This is a genomic window from Actinocrispum sp. NPDC049592 (assembly GCF_040675465.1).
GTDB lineage: Bacteria > Actinomycetota > Actinomycetes > Mycobacteriales > Pseudonocardiaceae > Kibdelosporangium.
This window is the reverse complement of record NZ_JBFAPA010000014.1, coordinates 121,956-143,452: the sequence shown is the minus strand read 5'-3', so window position 1 is coordinate 143,452 and position 21,497 is coordinate 121,956. Positions and strand designations below refer to the sequence as shown.

8 protein-coding genes and 2 pseudogenes are annotated in these 21,497 nt (G+C 64.7%); 6 read left to right on the top strand and 4 right to left on the bottom strand.

The features are described from left to right. Positions 1 to 171 precede the first annotated feature (171 nt). Positions 172 to 1,575 carry an ISNCY family transposase gene (locus AB0J95_RS31375; protein ID WP_364765803.1) on the top strand — a complete coding sequence of 468 codons (1,404 nt, stop codon included), beginning with the start codon at positions 172 to 174 and terminating at the stop codon, positions 1,573 to 1,575. A gap of 651 nt (positions 1,576 to 2,226) precedes the next feature. Further along, positions 2,227 to 3,005 (top strand): annotated as a pseudogene (locus AB0J95_RS31370) (DEAD/DEAH box helicase). Here AB0J95_RS31370 and AB0J95_RS31365 read toward each other — a convergent pair. Beyond that, a complete protein-coding gene (locus AB0J95_RS31365; RefSeq protein ID WP_364765801.1) occupies positions 2,958 to 4,295 on the bottom strand; it encodes an IS3 family transposase in 1,338 nt (445 codons plus the stop codon). The pseudogene AB0J95_RS31370 and the gene AB0J95_RS31365 overlap by 48 nt on opposite strands. Continuing rightward, entirely contained in the window at positions 4,292 to 4,603 is a 312-nt protein-coding gene (locus AB0J95_RS31360; RefSeq protein ID WP_090053759.1) for a transposase, read from the bottom strand. Before AB0J95_RS31360 ends, AB0J95_RS31365 begins: the two co-directional genes overlap by 4 nt. 968 nt (positions 4,604 to 5,571) lie before the next feature. Between AB0J95_RS31360 and AB0J95_RS31355 the strand changes: the two genes are divergently transcribed. The 4 genes and pseudogenes from AB0J95_RS31355 to AB0J95_RS31340 form a co-directional block, all read left to right on the top strand. Next, complete coding sequence (locus AB0J95_RS31355) at positions 5,572 to 14,655, top strand: LamG-like jellyroll fold domain-containing protein (RefSeq protein ID WP_364765799.1); 9,084 nt, start codon at positions 5,572 to 5,574, stop codon at positions 14,653 to 14,655. A gap of 11 nt (positions 14,656 to 14,666) precedes the next feature. Next, on the top strand, positions 14,667 to 15,095 hold the full coding sequence (locus AB0J95_RS31350; RefSeq protein ID WP_364765797.1) for a hypothetical protein: 429 nt from the start codon (positions 14,667 to 14,669) through the stop codon (positions 15,093 to 15,095). A gap of 180 nt (positions 15,096 to 15,275) precedes the next feature. Next, entirely contained in the window at positions 15,276 to 19,538 is a 4,263-nt protein-coding gene (locus AB0J95_RS31345) for a S8 family serine peptidase (RefSeq protein WP_364765795.1), read from the top strand. 130 nt (positions 19,539 to 19,668) lie between these two features. Continuing rightward, positions 19,669 to 19,887: pseudogene (locus AB0J95_RS31340) on the top strand (IS3 family transposase); the annotation flags it as partial. A gap of 473 nt (positions 19,888 to 20,360) precedes the next feature. Here AB0J95_RS31340 and AB0J95_RS31335 read toward each other — a convergent pair. Further along, positions 20,361 to 20,873, bottom strand: coding sequence for a hypothetical protein (locus tag AB0J95_RS31335; protein ID WP_364765793.1), 513 nt, complete (start codon positions 20,871 to 20,873; stop codon positions 20,361 to 20,363). After that, entirely contained in the window at positions 20,870 to 21,046 is a 177-nt protein-coding gene (locus tag AB0J95_RS31330) for a sigma factor-like helix-turn-helix DNA-binding protein (RefSeq protein ID WP_364765791.1), read from the bottom strand. Before AB0J95_RS31330 ends, AB0J95_RS31335 begins: the two co-directional genes overlap by 4 nt. Positions 21,047 to 21,497: the final 451 nt, after the last annotated feature.

The following is a 21,497-nucleotide window of genomic DNA, read 5'->3' as shown; positions in this document are numbered from 1 at the left end:
GCTTGTTTCCAAGAAGCACGAGCCTCTCAATCGTCGGTTAGATACCACCGCCCAACGTGTCTAATTACTTGCCCCTGAAAAGTGATCGGCCTGGTCGGCGTGTCAGCGCTGGTCGGACCGATCCGCATAGGAGCATGAGGGAAAGTCGTTGTGCTTCAAGGGAACCTGCTGATGTTACGGACACGGAGCGAGCAGCCGTCGCTGTGGGAGTCGGTGTTGCCGGAGGTGTGTTTACGGCTCCCGGCGGAGCTGGAGCGGGTGGACGCGTGGCTGGACGATGAGCGGTTCTTCGCCCCGTTCGTGCCGTACTTCAGTGCGCGGATGGGGCGGCCGAGTGTGCCGATGGAGACCTACCTGCGGTTGATGTTCCTCAAGCACCGCTACCAGTTGGGCTATGAGTCGTCGTGCGCCGAGGTGTCCGACTCGATCTCCTGGCGGCGGTTCTGCCAGCTGAACATCGACGACCCGCTGCCGCACCCGACCACTCTGATGAAGATCACAACCCGGTGCGGCGAGGCCGCGGTCGAGGCGCTCAACGAGGCGGCGCTGACCAAAGCGAACGCCGTGAAGCTGGTGAAGACGGGAAAAGTCCGCGCCGACACCACCGTGGTGTCGGCCAACGTTAACTACCCCACCGACACCGGGCTGCTGGCCCGCGCGGTGAACAAGATCGCCGGTGCAGTGCGGCGGATCAAGGCCGCTGGTGGCGCTACCCGGACACCGTTTCGGGACCGGTCACGCGCCGCGGGGCGACGGGTGCGGACCATCGCCTCGAAACTCCGGCTTCGCGGCGCGCAGGCCCGCGAGCAGGCTCAGGCCACCGTCCGGCGGATCACCGGCGAGTTGGCCGACCTGGCCACACGGACCGCCCGCGACGCGGCAGCGGTACTGCGCAACGCCCGCCGGACAACACGCGCGGCCACCGGCCGCGCCGGGGGGCGGCTGCGTCGCGCGATCGACGAGCTGGCCACCACGATCGAACGCACCGGGCGCATCGTGGCCCAGACGCGGGTTCGACCGGCCGGGGACACGCCTGACTCGGCCACCCGACTGGTCAGCCTGCACGACCCCGATGCCCGCCCGATCGCCAAGGGACGCCTGGGCAAGCCGGTGGAGTTCGGCTACAAGGCCCAAGTCCTGGACAACCAGGACGGCGTGGTGCTCGACTACACCCTCGAACAAGGCAACCCGGCCGACGCACCCCAACTCGTGTCGGCCGTACGGCGCGTGCGGCGCCGCACCGGCAACACACCCCGCGCCGTGACCGCTGATCGCGGCTACGGCGAAGCGTCGGTGGAGAACCAACTGCTCGACCTCGGTGTGAAAACCGTTGCCATCCCTCGCAAAGGCAAGACCGCACCCGCCCGGCAACACCACGAACGCCGTCCGTCGTTCCGCAAGCTGGTCAAGTGGCGCACCGGCTGCGAAGGACGCATCAGTCACCTCAAACACCGCTACGGATGGGACCGCACCCGCCTGGACGGCCGCGACCGCACCACCATCTGGTGCGGACACGGCATCCTCGCCCACAACCTCGTCAAGATCACCGCCCTGGCAGCAGCCCGAACCACCTAATCACAGTCCCACAAGGATGATCTGGTTCTGGGCCAGGCTTGACTCGATGTTGACGTCCCAAACCAAACTCACTTTTTCAGAGGCAAGTAATTAGTCGTTCCGTAACTCACGCGTACTGCCCGTCTCGACAGTCTCACAAGAACATCGAGCACTCTCGCACCAAGCAGCCCGCCAGACTCCCAGACATCCGGGTTGATCGCAATCGAACCCGTGCAGCATCACCCGAAAGAATCAGGACACTCTGGACAGCACGGTGGTCGTTGAAGAACTTGAAACAGTCCACACGAGACCGACGATACAGTGTTCGCATTTTCATGATCACAGATCGACGAGAACGGTTCACCGGACACCCACCGCTTCTGCACCTTTTCAAAGAGATAACGGACTGCTTTCCATTCGCCCTCCGTCGTACACATCGCTCTCCCCCCAACGGCTACGTAGCGTCATCTGGCTTTGCGTGCTGGTCAGACCAAGGGGAACATGTGGACGCGTTTGGCGTGTTAAGCGATGTACTGGACGACTACAAGTCGTTTGTCCAGGGCTTTCTCAACATTCGCGACCCAGATGTCCTACAGAAGGTCCAGCACGAGATCACCAATGGGCTGATGTGGCCCGAACCTTGGCTCGCACTCAACCCAGCGTTCGAACCCGGTGGGTCGGTGTCCGACCTCGTTGACGAAGGCCTCCTACATCCAGGATGCCGCGAGATTCTTTCGACATAGGCCGGTCGAAGATCCATTTGGTCGTGAACTTTCCTTCCGCCAGCACCAACGTGACGCCATCGAGATAGCGGCGCGCCGGGAGTCGTATGTGCTCACCACCGGTACCGGATCAGGCAAGTCGATGGCTTACATCGTGCCCATAGTCGACAGGATCCTGCGAGAAGGCACCGGTCGAGGGGTACGGGCAATCGTCGTCTATCCGATGAACGCCTTGGCCAACAGTCAGCTTGGTGAGCTGGAGAAGTCCTCGGCAAGGACAAGCCCAAAGTCACGTTCCAGCGGTACACCGGTCAGGAAACCCATGCGGAGCGAGACGCGATCCTGGCAAGCCCGCCGGACATCCTGCTGACCAACTACGTCATGTCGGACCTGATGCTTACGCGCCCTCGTGAGGGTCGCAGCCTCATCACGAGCGCTGCGAACCTGTCGTTCCTCGTGTTCGACGAGCTGCACACCCACCGCGGCAGACAAGGCGCAGACGTCGCCATGCTCATCCGCCGTCTACGCGGAGCCGTTGGTACACAACAGCTTCAGTGCGTTGGCACAAGTGCGACGCTAGCTGGCCCAGGTAGTCGGGCTGCACAACGTGCTGAGGTGGCCAAGTTGGCCAGCCAGCTGTTCGGGACTTCAATTCCAGCTACCAACGTCGTGGGCGAGTCACTACGGCGGGCCACGGTCGGGTCTGCTGCATGGATTGGTGACATCTGAGTTGGCTTGCCGTGATGGTGAGCTGGGAGGATGTTGCCGTGCCCAAGCCCTACCCTCAGGAGTTCCGCGACGATGTCGTGCGAGTCGCCCGTGACCGTGAGCCCGGCGTGACCGTCGAGCAGATCGCAAGGACTTCGGGGTCCAACCGATGACGTTGTTCAAGTGGCTGCGCCAGGCCGAGATCGACGAGGGCGCCAAGCCTGGTGTGAGCCGCGGTGACTCGGCTGAGCTGCGTGAGGCGCGCAAGCGGATCAAGCTGCTCGAGCAGGAGAACGAGGTCCTGCGCCGCGCGACCGCGTATCTGTCCCAGGCGAACCTGCCGGGAAAAGGCTCTACCCGCTCGTGAGGTTCCTCCGAAAACTCGGAGGATTGGTTACCTGGCTCCGGTTGGGATGCAGGGATGATAGATGGCTCGGGTTGACCGGCGTGCCGGGCGGCCTCGTACTCGTCGGGGCTGAGCCAGCCGAGCTGTTGCTGGATGCGTTGGGTGTTGTACCAGCCGTCGATGTAGCTGAAGATCGCGTTCTCGGCCTCGTCGCGGGTGCGCCACGAGTTGCGGTACACCAGCTCGATCTTCAGTGTGGAGAAGAAGTTCTCCATCAGCGCGTTGTCGTAGGAGTCGCCGACCGAGCCCATCGACGGCAGGATTCCGTTGTCCGCCAAGCGTTGCGCGAAGCGGATGGAGGTGTAGGTCGAGCCGCGGTCGCTGTGGTGGATCAGCTGCCCGTCACGGACGTCGCGTGACCAGATGCCGTATTCCAGGGCACCGAGCACGAGACTGGTGTCGCAGCGGTCGCTGGTCTTCCAGCCCACGATCCGGTTGGAATAGGCGTCGCGGACCGCGGCCAGCCAGAACACACCTTCGCCGGTGGGGATGCGAGTGGCGTCGGCGACCCACAGCCGGTCCGGGGCCGGGGCGGTGAAGTCCCGGTTGACCAGGTCCGGCGCCGGCACCGCTCGTGGATCGCAGCGGGTCGAGGGTGTTCGCCACTTCTTGCGCAGGAACGCGCCCCGCAGCTCGTGGCTGCGCATCAGCCGCTCGACCCGCTTGCGCGACACCCGGATCCCGCGGCGGCGCAGTGTGGCGTGCACCCGCGGGCTGCCGTAGGTGCCACCGGAGGTGGTGTGGATGTCCACGATCTCGGCGACCAGCTCCTCGTCGTCACGTCGGCGCTGTGACGGGCTGGCCTGCCGCTGGACCCAGCCGTAGTAGGTGGAGGAGGCGATACCGAGGACCCAGAGGATGGGCTCGACCCCGAAGCGGCCGCGAAGCTGCTGCACGAGCGTCACGACCGTCGCCGGGTCGGGTCGAGTTCCGAGGCGAAAAAAGCACTCGCCGCCTTGAGGATCTCGTTGGCGCGCTTAAGTTCCGCGTTCTCCCGCCGAAGCCTACGCAGCTCCTCCGACTCGCTGGTCGTGGGCCTGTCGTCGCGCTCACCGCGGTCGGCCTCATCCTGCCGGATCCAGTTGCGCAGTGCTTCGTGATGCACCCCGAGCTGCTCGGCCAGCCGGCGGATCACCGGCTTGGGATCCGACTCCCGATACAACCGGACCGCTCGAGCCCTCAGCTCGTCAGGGTACTTCTTCGGTGCTGCCACAGATGACTCCCTTCAAGCCCTATCGGACCATGCTTGAAAGTCTCCGAGCTACCGAGGGAACCTCAGGACCGCCCGAGGTCCTGTCGCGTGGTGTCGCAATAGCAGAAGTGCTTGCCCACGAAGCCTTTGCCTGTCGCCAGGGTCTACCCGGCACAACTGAGCTCACAGGACGCTTCGGCACACATTGGGCATGCTTCCCTTGGCGAATGGCGCAGACCGCAGATGGTGGTCGCCTGCGCGTCTTGCCGGAACCTGATGATGTGCTCACCGATCGTGTCGAGCCAACTTCGCCACCGACACTTGCGAGCCCCTGTGTTCAGCTCTGTTGCTGACAAGTGTCCTGCCTTGCCGCAACTGAACATTGGCGGTGAGGATGTGCGCGACGGTGCCGCGATACCTGATCGCATTCGTTCTTCCCTGGAGCGAGTGGATCGTTGACAGCGGAGATTTCGCGTAGATCTTCCGGACCTGTGATGCATACATCCGTGGCCCAGTTGGGGGACAAGGCGCAAACCCCGTCGCCCTCCGGCGGTCATTGTCGGTGGTCCGCCGGAAGTGCCATCGCCGATGATGCCGCTGCTTCTGCGGTTGATCCGTTTGGTGGAGTGACTTTTTTCCCGGCAGGGAGGCATTGTGTGAGCTGTTTTCACAGTCGGTGACTTCGTCAGACAGCCAGGCCCGCGGGGGTTGGTTGGAGGTCGCCGGTTGCCAGCCGTGTGGTTGTAGCCCGGGGAGGGGCGGCAGTGACTGCTGCGCGTCGGATGTTGGCCGTGGTGATGGCGCTGGTGGTTGTCGGACCGATGGTGGAGGTTCCGGCATTGGCGCAGGCGGGTCCTCCTGGGTTGCTGGGAGGCTCGGCAACGGCGCCGAGGCAGGAAACAGGATCCGCGGAGGGGCTTGGTCCTGCCCCGGACACGAGGACTCGGCTGGGCAGCCCGCCGCGATCGGCCGCCCGGCCAGCAGGTGCGGTGTCGGATCGGGTGAACACACCGGCGATAGACGGGCACGAGCCGGCGAAGCCTGGTGTGCTCAAGGACGTCCCCCTGCGGCCGGAAGGGATGGCGAAGCCTGGGTTCGACGCCAAGGCCAGCGTGGAGGATCCCGCTCAGCGGGACGCAAACGCGCAGGTCTTCCGTAACCCGGACGGAACGTTCACTCGACGCCTGTTCGACCGGCCGGTGAACGCTCGGCGTCCAGATGGCAGTTGGACACCTGTCGACCTTGGACTGTCCACCGGCGCAGACGGCCGCTCGGCCCCAAAGTCAGGTCCTTACCCGGTCAGTTTCGGCGCGCAGGCCGATCACGAGGTGCAGAGCGTCAACGTGGACGCCGCACATGGATTGTCGCTCGGGTTGCGTGGCGCGTCGCGGATAACGGCACGCCGGTCGGATAACCAGATCACGTATCCGCAGGTGTTGCCTGACACTGATCTCACGCTGAGGGCGACGGCCACTGGGACCAAAGAGGACATCGTGCTCCATTCGGCGGGCGCGCCGACGGTGTTCGACTTCGACCTGAGCACCAACGGGCTGGTGCCGAGTGTCGATACCGCGACCGGGGATGTGCGGTTCGCCGGGTCTGATGGCGTTGTGCGAGCGGCGATGCCCGCGGGGTGGATGCAGGACGCTCACGGCGCGGAATCCCGGGATGTCAGCTATCAAGTCACGCAAGCCAAAGACCAGTGGACATTGCGCGTGAGCGTCGACCCGGCATGGTTGCGCGCCAAAGATCGCGCGTTCCCGGTCGTCGTGGATCCGTCGATCCAGATCAACACCGACCTCGATGACACCTATGTGACCAGCGGTTCGGCCGCGAACCGCTCGGGTGACATCCAGCTCAAGATCGGCAAGGAGGGCAGCGCCGGGATCTCCGCAGCGTACTTGCATTTCCCTGGGCTGGCCAGCCAGTTACGCAACCAGTACATCAACGGCGCCGCACTGGTTATGTACAATGTGGATAGTGCTTCGTGCACACCTGCCCCCGTGGATGTGTTCGCGGTCGGCGCGCAGTGGACTGGTTCGACGTTGACGACGTGGCCAGGAGCGCCACTGGGCCAGCATCTGACACAGAAGTCGTTCGCCCACGGCAAACCAGGTTGCGCGGCGGCGTATGAGGCCTTCGGCCTGCCCGCGGATGTGGTCACCGACTGGACGCACGGATCGCCGTTCTACGGATTGTCCGTGCGGGCCGCTGACGAAGGCAACAGCAACGGGTTCAAGCGATTCGCCTCAGCCGACGCGGGTGGAAACTCCGTTCCGTACCTGGACGTCACGTACACCCCACAGGGCGCCTCGTACTACGTGAACGAGGTGACTCTGCCGACCAACACCGCGAACGGTCGGATCCAGGCGACGGTGACCAACCGCGGGTCGGCTACGTGGACGCCAGGAGGCCCGCACCGGTTCGGTTTCATTGTCAAACAGGGCAATACGGTCCGGCAGGTTTCACCGAAGTTCGACGTGCCCCGCAATGTCGAGCCGAACGGCTCCGTGGTGATGGATGTACCGATGGGGCCGCTGACGCCAGGTGACTATCAGGTCTTCCTGACCATGTACGACGGCAACTCCGACTATCAGCCGACGTACGGCGTTCCGTACGGCGCGTTCGCCATGAAGGTCGAGAACGTACCGCCCAGCGTCAACGTCGAGCAGCCCGGCAGTGGCGCGTCCGTGGACTCGCTCACCCCGACGCTGTACGCGGAGGGCGTTGACACGGACAACTGGCCTAACCAGGGCCTGCGATACAACTTCCGGCTCTGCGACGGACCATCGGACGCGCCGGTCAACTGTGTTGAGTCAGGATGGACGAACGCCACCTGGACGCCGCCGGTGGGACGCTTGCGATGGAGCACGACCTACTACTGGTGGGTGCGAGCCCATGACACGGTGAATGCCGGACCATTCGCCGGACCGTTGGCGTTGACTACCCAAGTGCCGCAGCCGGAGATCACCTCGCATCTGGGCGGGACGCCGCAGGGGGCCGCGGCGCCAGGGCTGGATCCGCAGGTGGGCAACTTCGGCATTGCCGACACCGATGCCGATGTGCCAACGGTAGGCCCGGATCTGACGATCACCCGCGGCTACAACAGTTTGGATCCGCGAACCAGCAACGCGTTCGGGCAAGGCTGGGTGTCGCGTTTGGACACAGAACTGCGGGAGGACGCCGACGGGTCGGGCAATGTGGTGGTCACGCTGCCGTCAGGCCGGCAGATGCGGTTCGGCCGCAACAGCGACGGCGGCTACGCGCCACCCGCAGGGCAGAACCTCACTCTGGTTCTGGACACCAGCACCGGCTACTACACGCTGCGTGATGTGACCGGTGGAAGCTGGCAGTTCAACCCATGGGGCCGGCTGCGCACGATCACGGACCCGAGCGGCTTGGTGGAGGAGCTCGAGTACGACGTCGCCGGCCCCGGCGGCACACCACGCAGTCTGCTCAACCGGACCAGCGGACGGCGCCTGTTCCTGACCTGGACCGGCGGCCACATCACGAGCGTGCAGACCGATCCGCCCATGGCCGGGGCTCCAGCGCTGCGATGGGACTACAGCTACGACGGGCACAAGCTGGCCAGCGTCTGCGATCCTGGCCCTGCGCCGAACTGCACGCGGTACAACTACCAAGCTGGATCCCACTATCGCTCGGTCGTACTCGACGACAATCCGCGCGTCTACTACCGGTTTGGTGAGTCGAACGGCGGCTTGGGAGCGAACAGCGCCACCGCGCGCACGCCGGACGCCGACCGCGGCACCTATACCGGCGTCGCATTGGGTGGTCAGGGCGCATTGACCGGCACCGTCGACGGATCCGCAGCGTTCGACGGCCAGGCAAGCCGAATAGACCTGCCAGCGAAACTGACCAGCCCGACCATGTCGCTGTCAATGGAGCTGTGGTTCCGCACCACCGCAGGCGGTGTACTGGCCAGCTACGCCGACAAACCGTTCGGCACCGCGAGCAACCAGTGGAACCCCGTGTTGTACGTCGGTCAGGACGGATATCTGCGCGGCGGTTTCTCGGTGCCCCAACCCAGTGGGCCGCGGCAGATCTCCTCACAGAACCGGGTCAACGACGGACAGTGGCATCACGTCGTACTTTCCGCGGCGATCAACACCCAGACGCTGTACCTGGACGGAACGGCCCAGCCGGACAAGATCACCGGCGTCATCGACCACGATGAGATGACGAACCTTGTCGTCGGTACTGGCAAGACCGTCGGCTGGGCGTCCGGCAACAACGGCGACTACTACTTCGCCGGCAGCATCGACGAACTCGCCATCTACCGGCATCCGCTCGGCGCACCGGCGGTCGTAGCGCACTACACGGCACGCCAGCAGGTCGACGTACTCACAAAGGTCACGCTGCCACAGAACGACCGGGTCGCCGCGACCCTGACCTACGACAACATCAACGACCGGGTGGCCACGTACACCGACCACGACGGCCGAGAGTGGCGGCTGGAGAACCCCGTCCGTAACGAGGCAACGCGAAAGGTCACCCTGCACGGGCCGTATCCGGATTGGTCCTACGAGTACGACGCGGATCACGGTGGGCGGCTCACCGCGTCGACACACGACGAGAAGACCCGCCGCTACGGCTACAACACGGCAGGATTCTTGTCCGACGAGACCGACGAGATCGGTCACAAGTCCACCTTCACCACAGATGCTCGCGGCAATGTGTTGTCCCGCAGCACATGCCGGGCACCGGGTTCCTGCCACACCGCGTACTCGTCCTACTTCCTCAACGCAGCGAATCCGCTGGATCCACGCAATGACCGCAAACTGAGCGATTCTGACGCGCGTTCCATAGCACAGGACGATCCCACGTACCGCACCACGTACACCTATGACACGTTGGGCCGGCTCACAGCGACCACCTACCCACGGCCCACCGGCGCCGCGGCCAACCCGACCGAGACCTGGCGCTATTCAACAGGAACAGAGTCCGCGGATGGTGGTGGGACGGTCCCGGCCGGACTCCTGACCGAGCACACCGGTAAGAGGGCCGGCCAGACCACCCGGAACATGTATCGCGCCAACGGCGACCTGGCCGAGACGACCGCACCGACCGGGCTGCGGACCCGTTGGGACTACGACGGGATCGGCCGGAGGACCGCCGAGAAGGTGATGTCGGCCACTGGTGCGGTGTTCAACACCACGACCACCACATACACCGCTCGATCCCAAGTGGACACCGAGACCGGCTCGACGGTCACCAACTCGCTGTCTGGGTCCGCCCACCGGTTGACGACTAAGTACGGCTACGACGCCAACGGCAACACCACCCAGACCACCCTGACCGACACCGCGGGCGCCGACCCGCCTCGCACCACCACGCTCGAGTACAACGAACACGACCAGCTCGTCACGACCATCCGGCCGGATGGCGGCCGGGAGACCCGCGAGTACCGGAACGCCGGGCAGGAAACGCGCGTCACCGATCCCAAGGGCACCACATGGACGGACATCACGGATTCGCGGGGCCGGTTGCTCCGCCGGGTCGCGAACGGCCCAGGGGTGGATCCTCAGGACCCCTCCTCCACCGTGCTGGTCCTGGAGATCAGGAACTACGACGCGGCCGGGAGGCTCGCCGCGACCCGCGACGCGATGGGCCGGGAAACCCAGTACACCTACTACGACGACGATCTGCTCGCCACCGTCACCCGTTCCGGGGTGCTGACCGAGCAACGTGAGTACGACCCTGCCGGCAACGTGGTGAAGCTGACCGGCGCGGGCGGCCGGGTCGTCGCTTCCACTGTGGACGCCGCCGGCTATCCGGGTGCGGTGACCGTCGACCCAGCCGGTCTCAAGCGCACCACCAGTTACCAGCGTGACCCCGACGGCCTTGTCCGCACCGAGAACCACACCGGTGCCGCTGACCCCAACCGCACTGAGAGCATCAGCTACGGCTACGACGCGAATGGGGCGTTGCTACGGGCAGATATCGCGCTCACGCCAGGCGACCTGCTCAGCGACACTTATATCCGCGACGAGCGCGGCTTGGTCATCGAACAGGCCAACCGCCGGCGTATGACCACCAACTACACCTACGACGGCTACGGTCACCTGCTCACCGAGACCGGACCCGAGCAGGAGACGTGGGTAGGTGGACAGCGCCAGACCAATGTCCGGCCCGTCAGCTCGTTCGGTTACAACACCTTCGGCGAGCGGACCCACTTCCGTGACCCCAACGGAGCGTTGGCGACCACTGGCTACGACGCGGCCGGCCGGGCCACCTCAAGCCAATTGCCTGACTACACGCCGCCGGGCGGTGCGGTCATTCGCGCGACGGCTCACGTCGAGTACGACACCCTTGGCAACCCCACCGCCATCACGGACCCCCTCGGCCGGATCACCCGACGCGACTACGACCCGTACGGGCGCGTTCGCTCTGAGACCCTGCCCAAGGTCGGCGCCAGTCCATCCACCACGACGATCGGGTACGACCGGGCCGGCGAGGTTCTTTCAGTCACCGACCCGACCGGCGCCACCCGACTGTCCACATACGATGACCTTGGCCGCAAGATCACCGACAGCGCGGTGGAACGCCAGCCACAGACCACGTACTTCATCACCAAGTACGGCTACGACGACGCGGACAATCTCACGTCGGTGACCACACCGGGCGGAGCCGAGACCCGGGCCACCTACAACGCCGCGGGCCAGCCGCTGACCAGCACCGACCCGACCGGCCGCACCACCTCGTACGACTACGACATCGTCGGCCGCCAGGCCAGCGTCACCGACCCGGCCGGGCTCACCACCCGCACCGGCTACGACCTCCTCGGACGACCAGTCACCACTACCCAATCGACCGGCAACCCACCGGTCGAGCAACGCCGCTGGCAACGGACCTACGACCCGGCCGACAACCTGCTCGACGCCACCTCCCCCGAGGGACGAGTCGCCGCCTTCCGTTACGACCCAGCCAACCGCGTCGTGCGCCAAGACGAGACGGTCGACACCAGTACCACCATCCACACCACCTTCGGCTACGACGCCGCAGGCAACCGCACTCAGTTCATCGACGGCAACAACCACCCAACCGTCTACACCTACACCCCTTGGGGTCTGCCCGAATCCACTATCGAACCCGGCGGTGCCACGTGGACCGCGGCGTACGACGCGGCAGGCCAATCGATCCGGACAACCGCTCCAGGCGGAGTCATTGTCACCGCCGACTATGACGACCAAGGCCGGATGACCGCGCAACACGGCAGCGGAGCTGAAGCACCCACCGCGGACAAAACCTTTGGCTACGACCCGGCTGGTCACGTGACCAGCTTTGGCACACCGACCGGTCCCACGGCGTTGACCCACGACGACCGAGGCAATCTACTCACCATTCGCGGTCCTTCGGGTGACGCCACCTTCACCTATTCCGCGGACAGCCGCGTCGCGACCCGCGCCGACACCTCCGGCACAGCCACCTTCACCTACGACCTTGCGGGCCGTCCACTGTCCATTGCGGACGGCTTGTCCGGGCGGACCGTCGACTACACCTACAACACAGCGGGGCAACTCACCTACACCGCCGAACACGGCGCCGAGAGGTACGTTAAACGGCTCTACACATACGACCCGCTGGGCCGGTTGACCTCGGACAAGGTCACCGAGTTCGATCCCACCGGTCCGTGGACCCGAACCGCTCTCGGTACCGAGTACGGCTACGACCGCGACGACAACGTCACAAGCAAGACCACCATCGCCGACAACCGGCCAACGGCCAACACCTACAGCTACGACGGCGCGAACCGGCTCACCAGCTGGACCGCCCCAACCGGCACTACCGGTTACCAGTGGGACAACGCCGGCAACCGCACCCGTGCCGGTTCCCAGACCTTCACCTACAACGACCGCAACCAGCTCGTCACCGACGGTGCCACCCAGTACACCTACACACCTCGCGGAACGCTGGCCACCGCAGGTACTCGTGTGCCGAGCTTCGACGCCTTCGACCAAATGGTCAAAGACGGCAACACCTACACCTATGACAGCCTCGGCCGCGTGGCCCAGCGCGGCGCCACGTCGTTCAACTATGGCTCTCTCGACAACGACGTCGTTTCGGATGGCAGTCGCCTGATCAGCCGTGGTCTTGCTGGAGACCCCTTGTCTGACAAGGCGATCGGCTCGACCGGTACGGCCAAGCTGCTCTACGCAGACCAACACGGCGACGTGGTCGGTACCTTCCGCGGCTCCAGCACCTACGCGCAACGCACCTACGATCCCTTCGGTGCGGTCACTTCCTCGTCGGGCGACCAGCCCAGCGTCGGCTACCAAGGAGAGTGGACCGAACCGAGTACGGGCGCGGTCAACATGCACGCTCGCTGGTACACCCCAGCGACCGGCAACTTCACCAGCCGCGACACCTGGACCCTTGCCCCGACCCCTTCCACCGCCGCCAACCGCTACACCTACGGCGGCGCGAACCCCCTGGGCAACACCGACCCCACCGGTCACCTCAACTGCGGGGCACCAAAGGGTTCGAGATCGCTCGTGCTCGAGGTCACGTGTACCACAGGCAGGATCGCCACCAAGCTCGGAGTACGCGGCACGATCATCGGCTCGGCCATCATGTTCCTCAACGGCGACGACACCCTGGCCCGCGGTTGCGCAGACCAGATGCAGCTTCCTGACGGCACCCTCTGTCCTATGGCGATCCAATACGATCTGCGGCAACAGGCCAAAAAGGATCGAGTTTTCGCCGCTCTCCTGGTCAGTTCGGAACTCGACCTCAAGCGCAACCCACACAGATCGTCTGACAATGGGGGATCGCCAGGTGGCGGCGGACTACCCGGTGGCGATGGATCACCGAACGGCGATGGCTGTCCACGATGCGGCCAGCCACCTCACGGCGTCACACCTCCGCCCCCGCCACCACCGCTGTGGCTGCTCAACATCGAGCGAGCAACACCCCGCCCAGACCCCGGCGTCAACACCACCCCGCGCCCAGACACCGTTGTGTCCACGGACACCGGCACAACCATCGATGACCCAACGTCGCACTATGCCGACAACGCGACCCAAACCACGGACAGCGACCCGCTCTTCGACAACACCACAACACAACTACCCGGATCGGACACGAGTTGGTTGCCGACCGGCAATACCTCATTGGACGACTCGTGCCACTCCGGCGGTCAACTACGCCCCGACGGCACTCGGCAGTTGAGCATCTGGACCTGTGGCGGCGGAGCAGACCTCCCAACGTCCTGCACCAACAGCTTCATCGCAGGCACACCGGTCCTCATGGCCGACGGCACCACCAAACCAATCGACCAGCTCAAGGTCGGCGATGAGGTTACAGCCTCTGACCTGACGGCCGGCAAGACCGAAGGCCGCGACGTCACCAACGTCCGATCTCACGAGAGCAAGCGCACTCTCGTAGAGATCACAGTGCAGTCCGACACCGGGACGGGCACCGTCGTCGCCACCGACGAGCATCCCTTCTGGGACGCCACCGACAAACGCTGGTCGAAAGCCATCGACCTCAAACCCGGCCACAAACTCCAAACCGCCGACCACCGCGACGCCACCGTCACCGCCACGCGGTCCTGGAGCGAAGTCCGCCGCGTCTACAACCTCACCGTCGACACCGACCATACCTACTATGTAGTGGCCGGGACGGTTCCCGTTCTGACGCACAACTACCCCGTCACAGGTGTTGGTTGTAACGACGAGCCAGATTTTGGTTCGCTTATCCCGATCCGCCAGCTTGCGACGGTTGGAAATGCAGCCGGAAACACGGACTACCGTCAGACGTTTTACAATGCGAACCCGGGCACGCAAGGAAACGTCTGGGTGCATCATGCTATTGAGCAGCAAGTCCTCAGGCGGTACCCGGGCCTCTTTTCGCCAGACGAGATTCATTCGCTCGAAAATTTGCGAGGGATCCCGAAGGGGGCAGTGAACAGTCGCGTACACCTCAGCGCCATTCGGAATTTGTGGAACACCTTCTATGCGTCAAATCCCGCGCCATCGAGGCAAGATGTGTTAGATTACGCCACAGACGTCGATGATCAACTTGGGCAGTGGTTTATGCCTCGAATACGCTGAACGGAGCCGTTGTGAGCACGTACTATCTCGTCAATCCGGAGGTTGCTGGGGGACTTGGCCCCGAGACGGTCATGGATACAACTGTCCATCCACCACGGGTTTCACGGCTGGAGTATGAGGTAGTCGACTGGCTAGGAGATTGCATCGTACAGTCCTTTCCTTGCTATCTGACCCTTCGCGGTGTTGCAAAGAAGCTTGAGGCTTTGAAATTCACCGGATTTCATTCGGATGAGGCGGCAATTTCCGAAGCTGATGAATACCGGGACATCAATCCCGACGGAGAGCTTCCCGATCTCGTGTGGTTGGTTGTTGATGGCCAGCCCGGTCGTGACGACCTTGGGCTTACAGACAAAGCGGAGCTCATAGTCAGCGAGCCGGTCCTGGAGGTGTTCAGATCGGAAGCCTTTAATGTCGGCACAACCGCACGCTGGGAGGGTTGAGCTTTTGACAAATGCGAGGGGTTCAAAGGGTCCTTGACGACACGCATTCGCTCATAGTTGAAACTTCCGGTCGAAGATTCATTTCCTGAGTGGGACGTCGTTCGGGATTTCTTTCGCTGCGGTCGATCGATGTGAATTAGCGCGGAATCCGTGGATTCAAGTGACCAGAGGGAGGGGCTGGTGGGCATTCGCCGGTTGGCTGCCGCGATGGTGGCTGGTGTGGTGGCTGTTTCGTTGGTGGGGCCGGTGAGTGTGTCGGCGGCTCCGGGGGATGGGCGGATGGACGCCGCAGTGCGGGAGGCGGCGGGGCTCGGCGCGGGACTGTCGGCCAAGAAGGCGAAGGTGGCGCCGTTGCGGACCGATCGCTCCGGTCGCGTGGTTGTGTATGTGGAGGGCAGGGACGCTGGGGCGTTACGACGATCAGTAGCCGCTGTTGGCGGTGAGGTGTCCGATGCGGGCACTGGGCGGGTGCGTGCAGCCATTCCGCCAAAGGCCTTGGCACGGCTGGCCAGGTCTGAAGGCGTCGTCGAGGTGCGGCGTCCGGACGTTCCGGTGGAGATGGAGGTCGTCTCCGAGGAGGTACAGCCGTCCGGGGCGTTGGCGTGGCACGGCGACGGCAAGAAGGGAGCAGGTGTCAAGGTCGGGGTGCTCGACGTCGGGTTCGCTCGTCTGGACCAGGCGAAAGCCGCTGGCGAGATCCCCAACGAAACCACTGTCTACAATGGCCAATGCGGCGAGGATCAGTTCAGCGCCCACGGCACGACCATGGCCGAGATCGTGCACGACATGGCGCCGCAGGCACAGTTGTTCCTGGCGTGCGTGACCGATGCGATGGATTTCGACGACGCCGCCCGCTGGTTGAAGGACCAGGGGGTCACGGTGGTGAACGTGTCGATCGGTTTCCCCGGTACGGGTCGCGGTAGTGGTATCGCTGATGCCACGCAGTCCGACTGGTCACCGGCGACCACAGTGGCGTGGTTGCGGGAGAACGGGATCGTCGTGGTCGCCGCGGCGGGCAACGAGGCGGACAAGCACATGACAGGGCCGACCGCCGATCCGGACGGCAACGGCTGGATCAACGTTTCCGGATCCAGTGAGGCACAAGGTTTCACCGTCGGCGCGGGCGCCACGGTGACTCTGGAACTCAAGTGGGACGCCTGGCCCCGCACGACCGACGACCTCGATCTGTACGTGATGGACATTCAGGCCAAGCCGAGCAGCCTCAACGATCCACACCTGGGTGGACGCTATTCGGTCCGTCCACAAAAGACCACCCCGGGCGGGTCACCGCCGGTCGAGACGATTGCGTTCACCAACACCGACAGCCAGTCACAGACGTACTGGGCCTATCTCAAGACCAACGGCGCGCGCCAGACGCTGCGGTATGACCTGACGGGGTACGGCGCCGTGAGTGGGCTCTCCTACCGCGTCACGGCCGGCAGTATCGCCGAGCCGGCCAGCTCACCGTATGTTCTTGCTGTCGGGGCGATCACTCCAGCCAACGCCGCCGCCGGTGCGGTGGAGAGCTACAGCGGCCGTGGTCCGACGATTGACGGCCGGATCAAGCCCGACTTGGTTGGGTTCACCGACGTGAGTACCTACACCGGTGGTGTGGTCCCCAACCAGACCGCGAGTGGTACCTCGGCCGCCGCGGCGCACGTCACCGGCGCGGCCGCGCTTTACAAGGGTGCCAATCCCGCCCTGGACCCGGCGCAGCTCGAGGCGCTGCTGCTCGACTCGTCCAGCAGGCCCGGCCGCAGCAACGACTTCGGTTACGGCGTACTGAATGTGGGCGCCGCCCGGGTGCCCCAGCCACCTGGTGGGGACGCGTACACCACGCTGCCGTCCAGTGCCCGCGTGTTGGACACCACTAGCGGCGTCGGTGGCCACAACGGGCCGCTGACCGCAGGCGAGACGTTCACATTGCGGATCCCCAACCTTCCCCCGGATGCAACGGCAGTGGCGGTGAATCTCGCAGGAGTGTCGGCGACCGAGCCGACCAACGTGGAGGTCTTCGCCGACGTGTCTACCGGTGCGACCACACTGCCGATCATCCCGGGCAGTACCCGTTCGGTGATGACCGTGGCCACATTGGACCCGAGGGACAAGGTGATCCGGCTGCGCAACGCCTCCGGCAACACCCACGTCACCGTCGATGTCGTCGGCTACTTCAGCACCACTAGCAGCGCATCGACCTACGTCCCGGCGCAGCGACCGATCCGGCTCGCCCAACCGGCTTCTCGTCTTGGCGCGGGCACATCCACTGCCTGGACGCTACCGGTGCGCGGCGTATCCGGGATCGCCGGCAACGCCACCGCGGCGATGGTCACCGTGACCACAACGGCCGCCAGCCAGGGCACGCACGTCCGCCTCTACGCCAAGGACTGGCCCGACACATGGGCATTCAGCCCGGCCGTCAGCGAGTCGCTCACCTACACTTACATGGTCCCTGTCGGCGATGACGGCGCCATCCGCATCGGCAACGATGCGGGCTCCGTCGATGTCACCATCGATGTGGCCGGATGGTTCGCCTCGGGTCCTGGCGCCCGCTACGTGCCACTGCACTACGGCACGCCGGTATTCAGCACGACCGCAGGCATCGGCACAACGATGAGCGCATTCGGCCCGGGCGAGGCGCGCCAGTTCCGGGTGACTGCGGCACCGCGGATTCCGTACAACGCCACCAGCGCGATGCTCAACGTGTCCTCGCCACATGCCGAAGCCCGCAGCCAGCTGGCCTTGTGGCCACAGGAGTACGGCTGGTCGGGCGCGCCGGCATTGAGCGCTGAGGCGGTCTCGTCGTGTTCGCCGTCGCCCGGCTGGGCGCCGGCCACCAGCACAGCGATCGCTCCACTCGGCTCCTCCGGTGCGATCAACCTGCGTAACTACGCCAACACGGTCGACGCCACCGTCACCGCCGCTGGTTACTTCGTCGGTGGCCAGACCGCCGCGCCCCCAGCCCTGGCCAACCCGATCGGTCGGTGGACCTTCGACGAAGGCACCGGAAACGCGGTCGCCGACTCTGCTGGCAGCAACCCTGCCGGAATGCGCGGGGGCGCCGGCTGGACCAACGGCGTGGCGGCGAAGGCAGGCTGGTTCGACGGCAGTACTGGAGATGCCGCGACCAGCGGGCCGGTCATTCGAACCGACCAGAGCTTCACCGTCGCCGCGTGGGCCTACCTTACTGACCGCAGACCCGGCGCGTTTCTGTTGGGACAGGACGGCAACCACGCCAGTGGGTTCTACCTCGAATATCTCAACGCCGGCAATGGCGGCGATCGGTGGAGCTTCTCCGCGCTGAGCAGCGACTCTGGCTCCGCGGACGCCATGCGGGCTACCGGATCAGCGTTCCCGCCGTTGAACACCTGGACCTTCGTGGCCGGTGTGTACGACGCCCAGGCCCACCAAATGCGGCTCTACGTCAACGGCGCACTGGCCGGTGTCCGGGACAACGCCACATTGTGGCGTGCCGACGGACCGTTCACGATTGGCTCGGCGAAATTCAATGACGCCCGTGGCTACATGCCACGCGGCGTCGACGACGTCCGGGCATACAACGTGGCGCTGTCAGCCACCGCAGTGCGTGACCTTTATTCGTCATACCAAACACCACCGGCCATTCCACTACCGCCAGCAGGAGACGCCCAACACTGGTATGGCTGGGACTCCCCCGACGGCAACCTGACCAGCGCACCCGCCGTGACATCCTGGGGCAGCAACCGGTTGGACGTGTTCGCCAAGGGCGCCAACAACGTGCTCTACCACCGGGCCTACGACGGCAGCTGGTCCGAATGGGAATCACTCGGCGACGGACTCGCATCCAGCCCGGCCGCTGTGGCCTGGGGCCCTGGCCGGTTCGATCTGTTCGCTCGCGGCTACGACAACGCCCTGTACCACAAGGCATTCGATGGCGCCTGGCACGACTGGGAATCTCTCGGCGGCGGAATGCAGTACGCCCCCGCGGTCGCCTCATGGGCTCCTGGCCGGCTCGACGTGTTCGTAACAGGCACCGACGGCGCGCTGTACCACAAGCCCTACGACGGGCAGTGGCGTGACTGGGCTCGCCTTGGCGGCACCTTGACGGCCGGCCCGTCGGCTGTGTCGTGGGGGATCGACCGCATCGACATTGTCGGACGCGGGACCGATAATGCCTTGTATCACACGGGATGGAATGCCGGCTGGTTCGGCTGGCAAAGCCTCGGCGGGGCATTGAACACCGCCCCGGCCATCGCTTCATGGGGCTTCAACCGCCTGGACATCTTCGCCGCTGACACGAACAACAACCTGCACCACAAGGCATACGACGGAATCTGGCACGATTGGGACTGGCAAGGCGGATATCTGACCTCGGATCCGTCAGCGGTTTCATGGGGACCGAACCGGATTGACATATTCAACCGCGGCATCGACAGCAGCAAAATGTGCCACATGACCTGGGGCTGACCAACGCGAGCAAGCGACCGATCCAACGTCGGCGGCGATGCAGTTTCCCTGTATCGCCGCCGACGCTCGCCATTCCCCTCGTCGTAGTCGTTTCCTCCATCCGGACCCAGATGTTGGAAGGCGCTGACCAGCCGCGGGCGACAACGCGGCCATGGAGAGCTTCTTCGCGTTGCTGCAGAACAATGTTCTCGACCGGCGTACCTGGACCACTCGCGAGAAACTGCGGACCGCGATCGTGACCTGGATCGAGCGCACCTACCACCGTCACAGGCGCCAGGCTGCCCTCGGCCGGTTGACCCCGATCGAGTACGAAGTAATCATGACCACGCCAGCCAGCCAGGCTGCGTGACTACCACTGTCACCTACTCGTGCAGCAGACCCTCATCATGGTTACGGTGCGGGCAATGGGTCGCGGATAGCGACGACTGCCGACGCGATGGTGTGGATCATCCCGGCCTGCATCAGGTTCGCACGATATGCACACCTCAGATATATCAGAACGACCGGCGCGCGGCTACCAACTCGACGCACACACCTGACCGGCTCGAACACGGAGCAAAAACATTGCCGCGCGCGTGTTGACCGCGATGCCCGGCACGCCGACCCTGGTCGCCCTGCCCAAGCTGCTCACCGTGCCAGCGTTCCGGCAACGAGCCTGCGGTCTACTACGCCACCAGCGCAGTCGCCTCATACGCAACCTCGCCATGACAGTCCGATCGACCCCGCCCAGACAACCTGTTGTCCCGCAACGACTGTTGATCACTACGGGACAGACTTTAGTCCGCCGCGCCGAAGAACTTTTCCACGAAGTCCCGGGTGCTCTCATCGGACGTGCCCTTGATCGTGAGTGTCCTTGCCCCGCTTGATGATGATCTCGCGGTCACGGTCGCGGTTCACGAAGTCCATCAGCACGCGGCTGAACTGCTTGAGAACGGGCGAACCGGCGAGGACCACGATGAAGGTCGTGACGGCCCCGGGTCGCGCCCCTTCGCCCGTCGACCTCCTTGGTGAGAAAGCGTCGCCGACGTCCAGGCCGAGCAGCTCGGTCCGCAGCTGACGGGTCAGCCGGTCGGCGATCGCGGGGTCATTATCTTGCACAGTCACCAAAATAGGTTGAGAAGCACTGGCTCGGCCGCGGCCGTCGCCAACGACCTTGCGAGCCTGTCCGCCACCAGCGGACTCACGATCGCAGTAAAGACCAGCCTCGACCGGCAGGTGCCGTGCGAACTGGGCGCGGCCTTCATTGAACAGACTGTTCATGTACAGATCGAACGCGGCCCCGGTGTCATCGAACGGGGTCGGCGCCGAGCCATCATCGAACTGGTCGTTGCTCATCGTTCGCCTCCCTTGCTGGTGATCTTCGGGGCCAGGATTCTTTTCGCGCCGTGGATGTTTCTCCGCACCGTGTCCTCGGTCTTGCCTGTGATCGTGGCGATCTCCGGGACGGAGAAGCTGTCCAGGGACAACGCGAAGGGCAGACGCAGAGTGATGGAGAGGTGTTTCAGCAACCCGACGACGTGCGCAGTGCTCTCCGTCAGCTCTACGACCAGGTCCAGCGTCAGCGCACGGTCGACACCGTCCGGACCGGCTCGTCGCTGACGAACTTCCGGTTGGGAATCTGCCGGAAGAACGCGCGGAGAGCCACCGTCCGCACGAACGCCACCGGACGGGTCACGCTTCCCCACTTCTCCAGGCCGCATTCATCGCGGTCTGTGGCGTCTCACGCCTCCGGCACCATGGCTCCCGTGCAGTCACCACGAACCACGCCAGCCGCGGTGCCTGGTCACGGTAGAACCGCTCGAACCCAGCAACCCTCGGTGCAGACGACGACCACGTTGCCGTGGCCGGCCGTTGCTGGAGCCGGGGCGCGTCCCCCGGAACTCGATCATCGGTCACCGTGGCTCTCCGACTGCTGGACGACGGGACGGCTTATCTCGATCCATGCCACAGCAGGAGTTG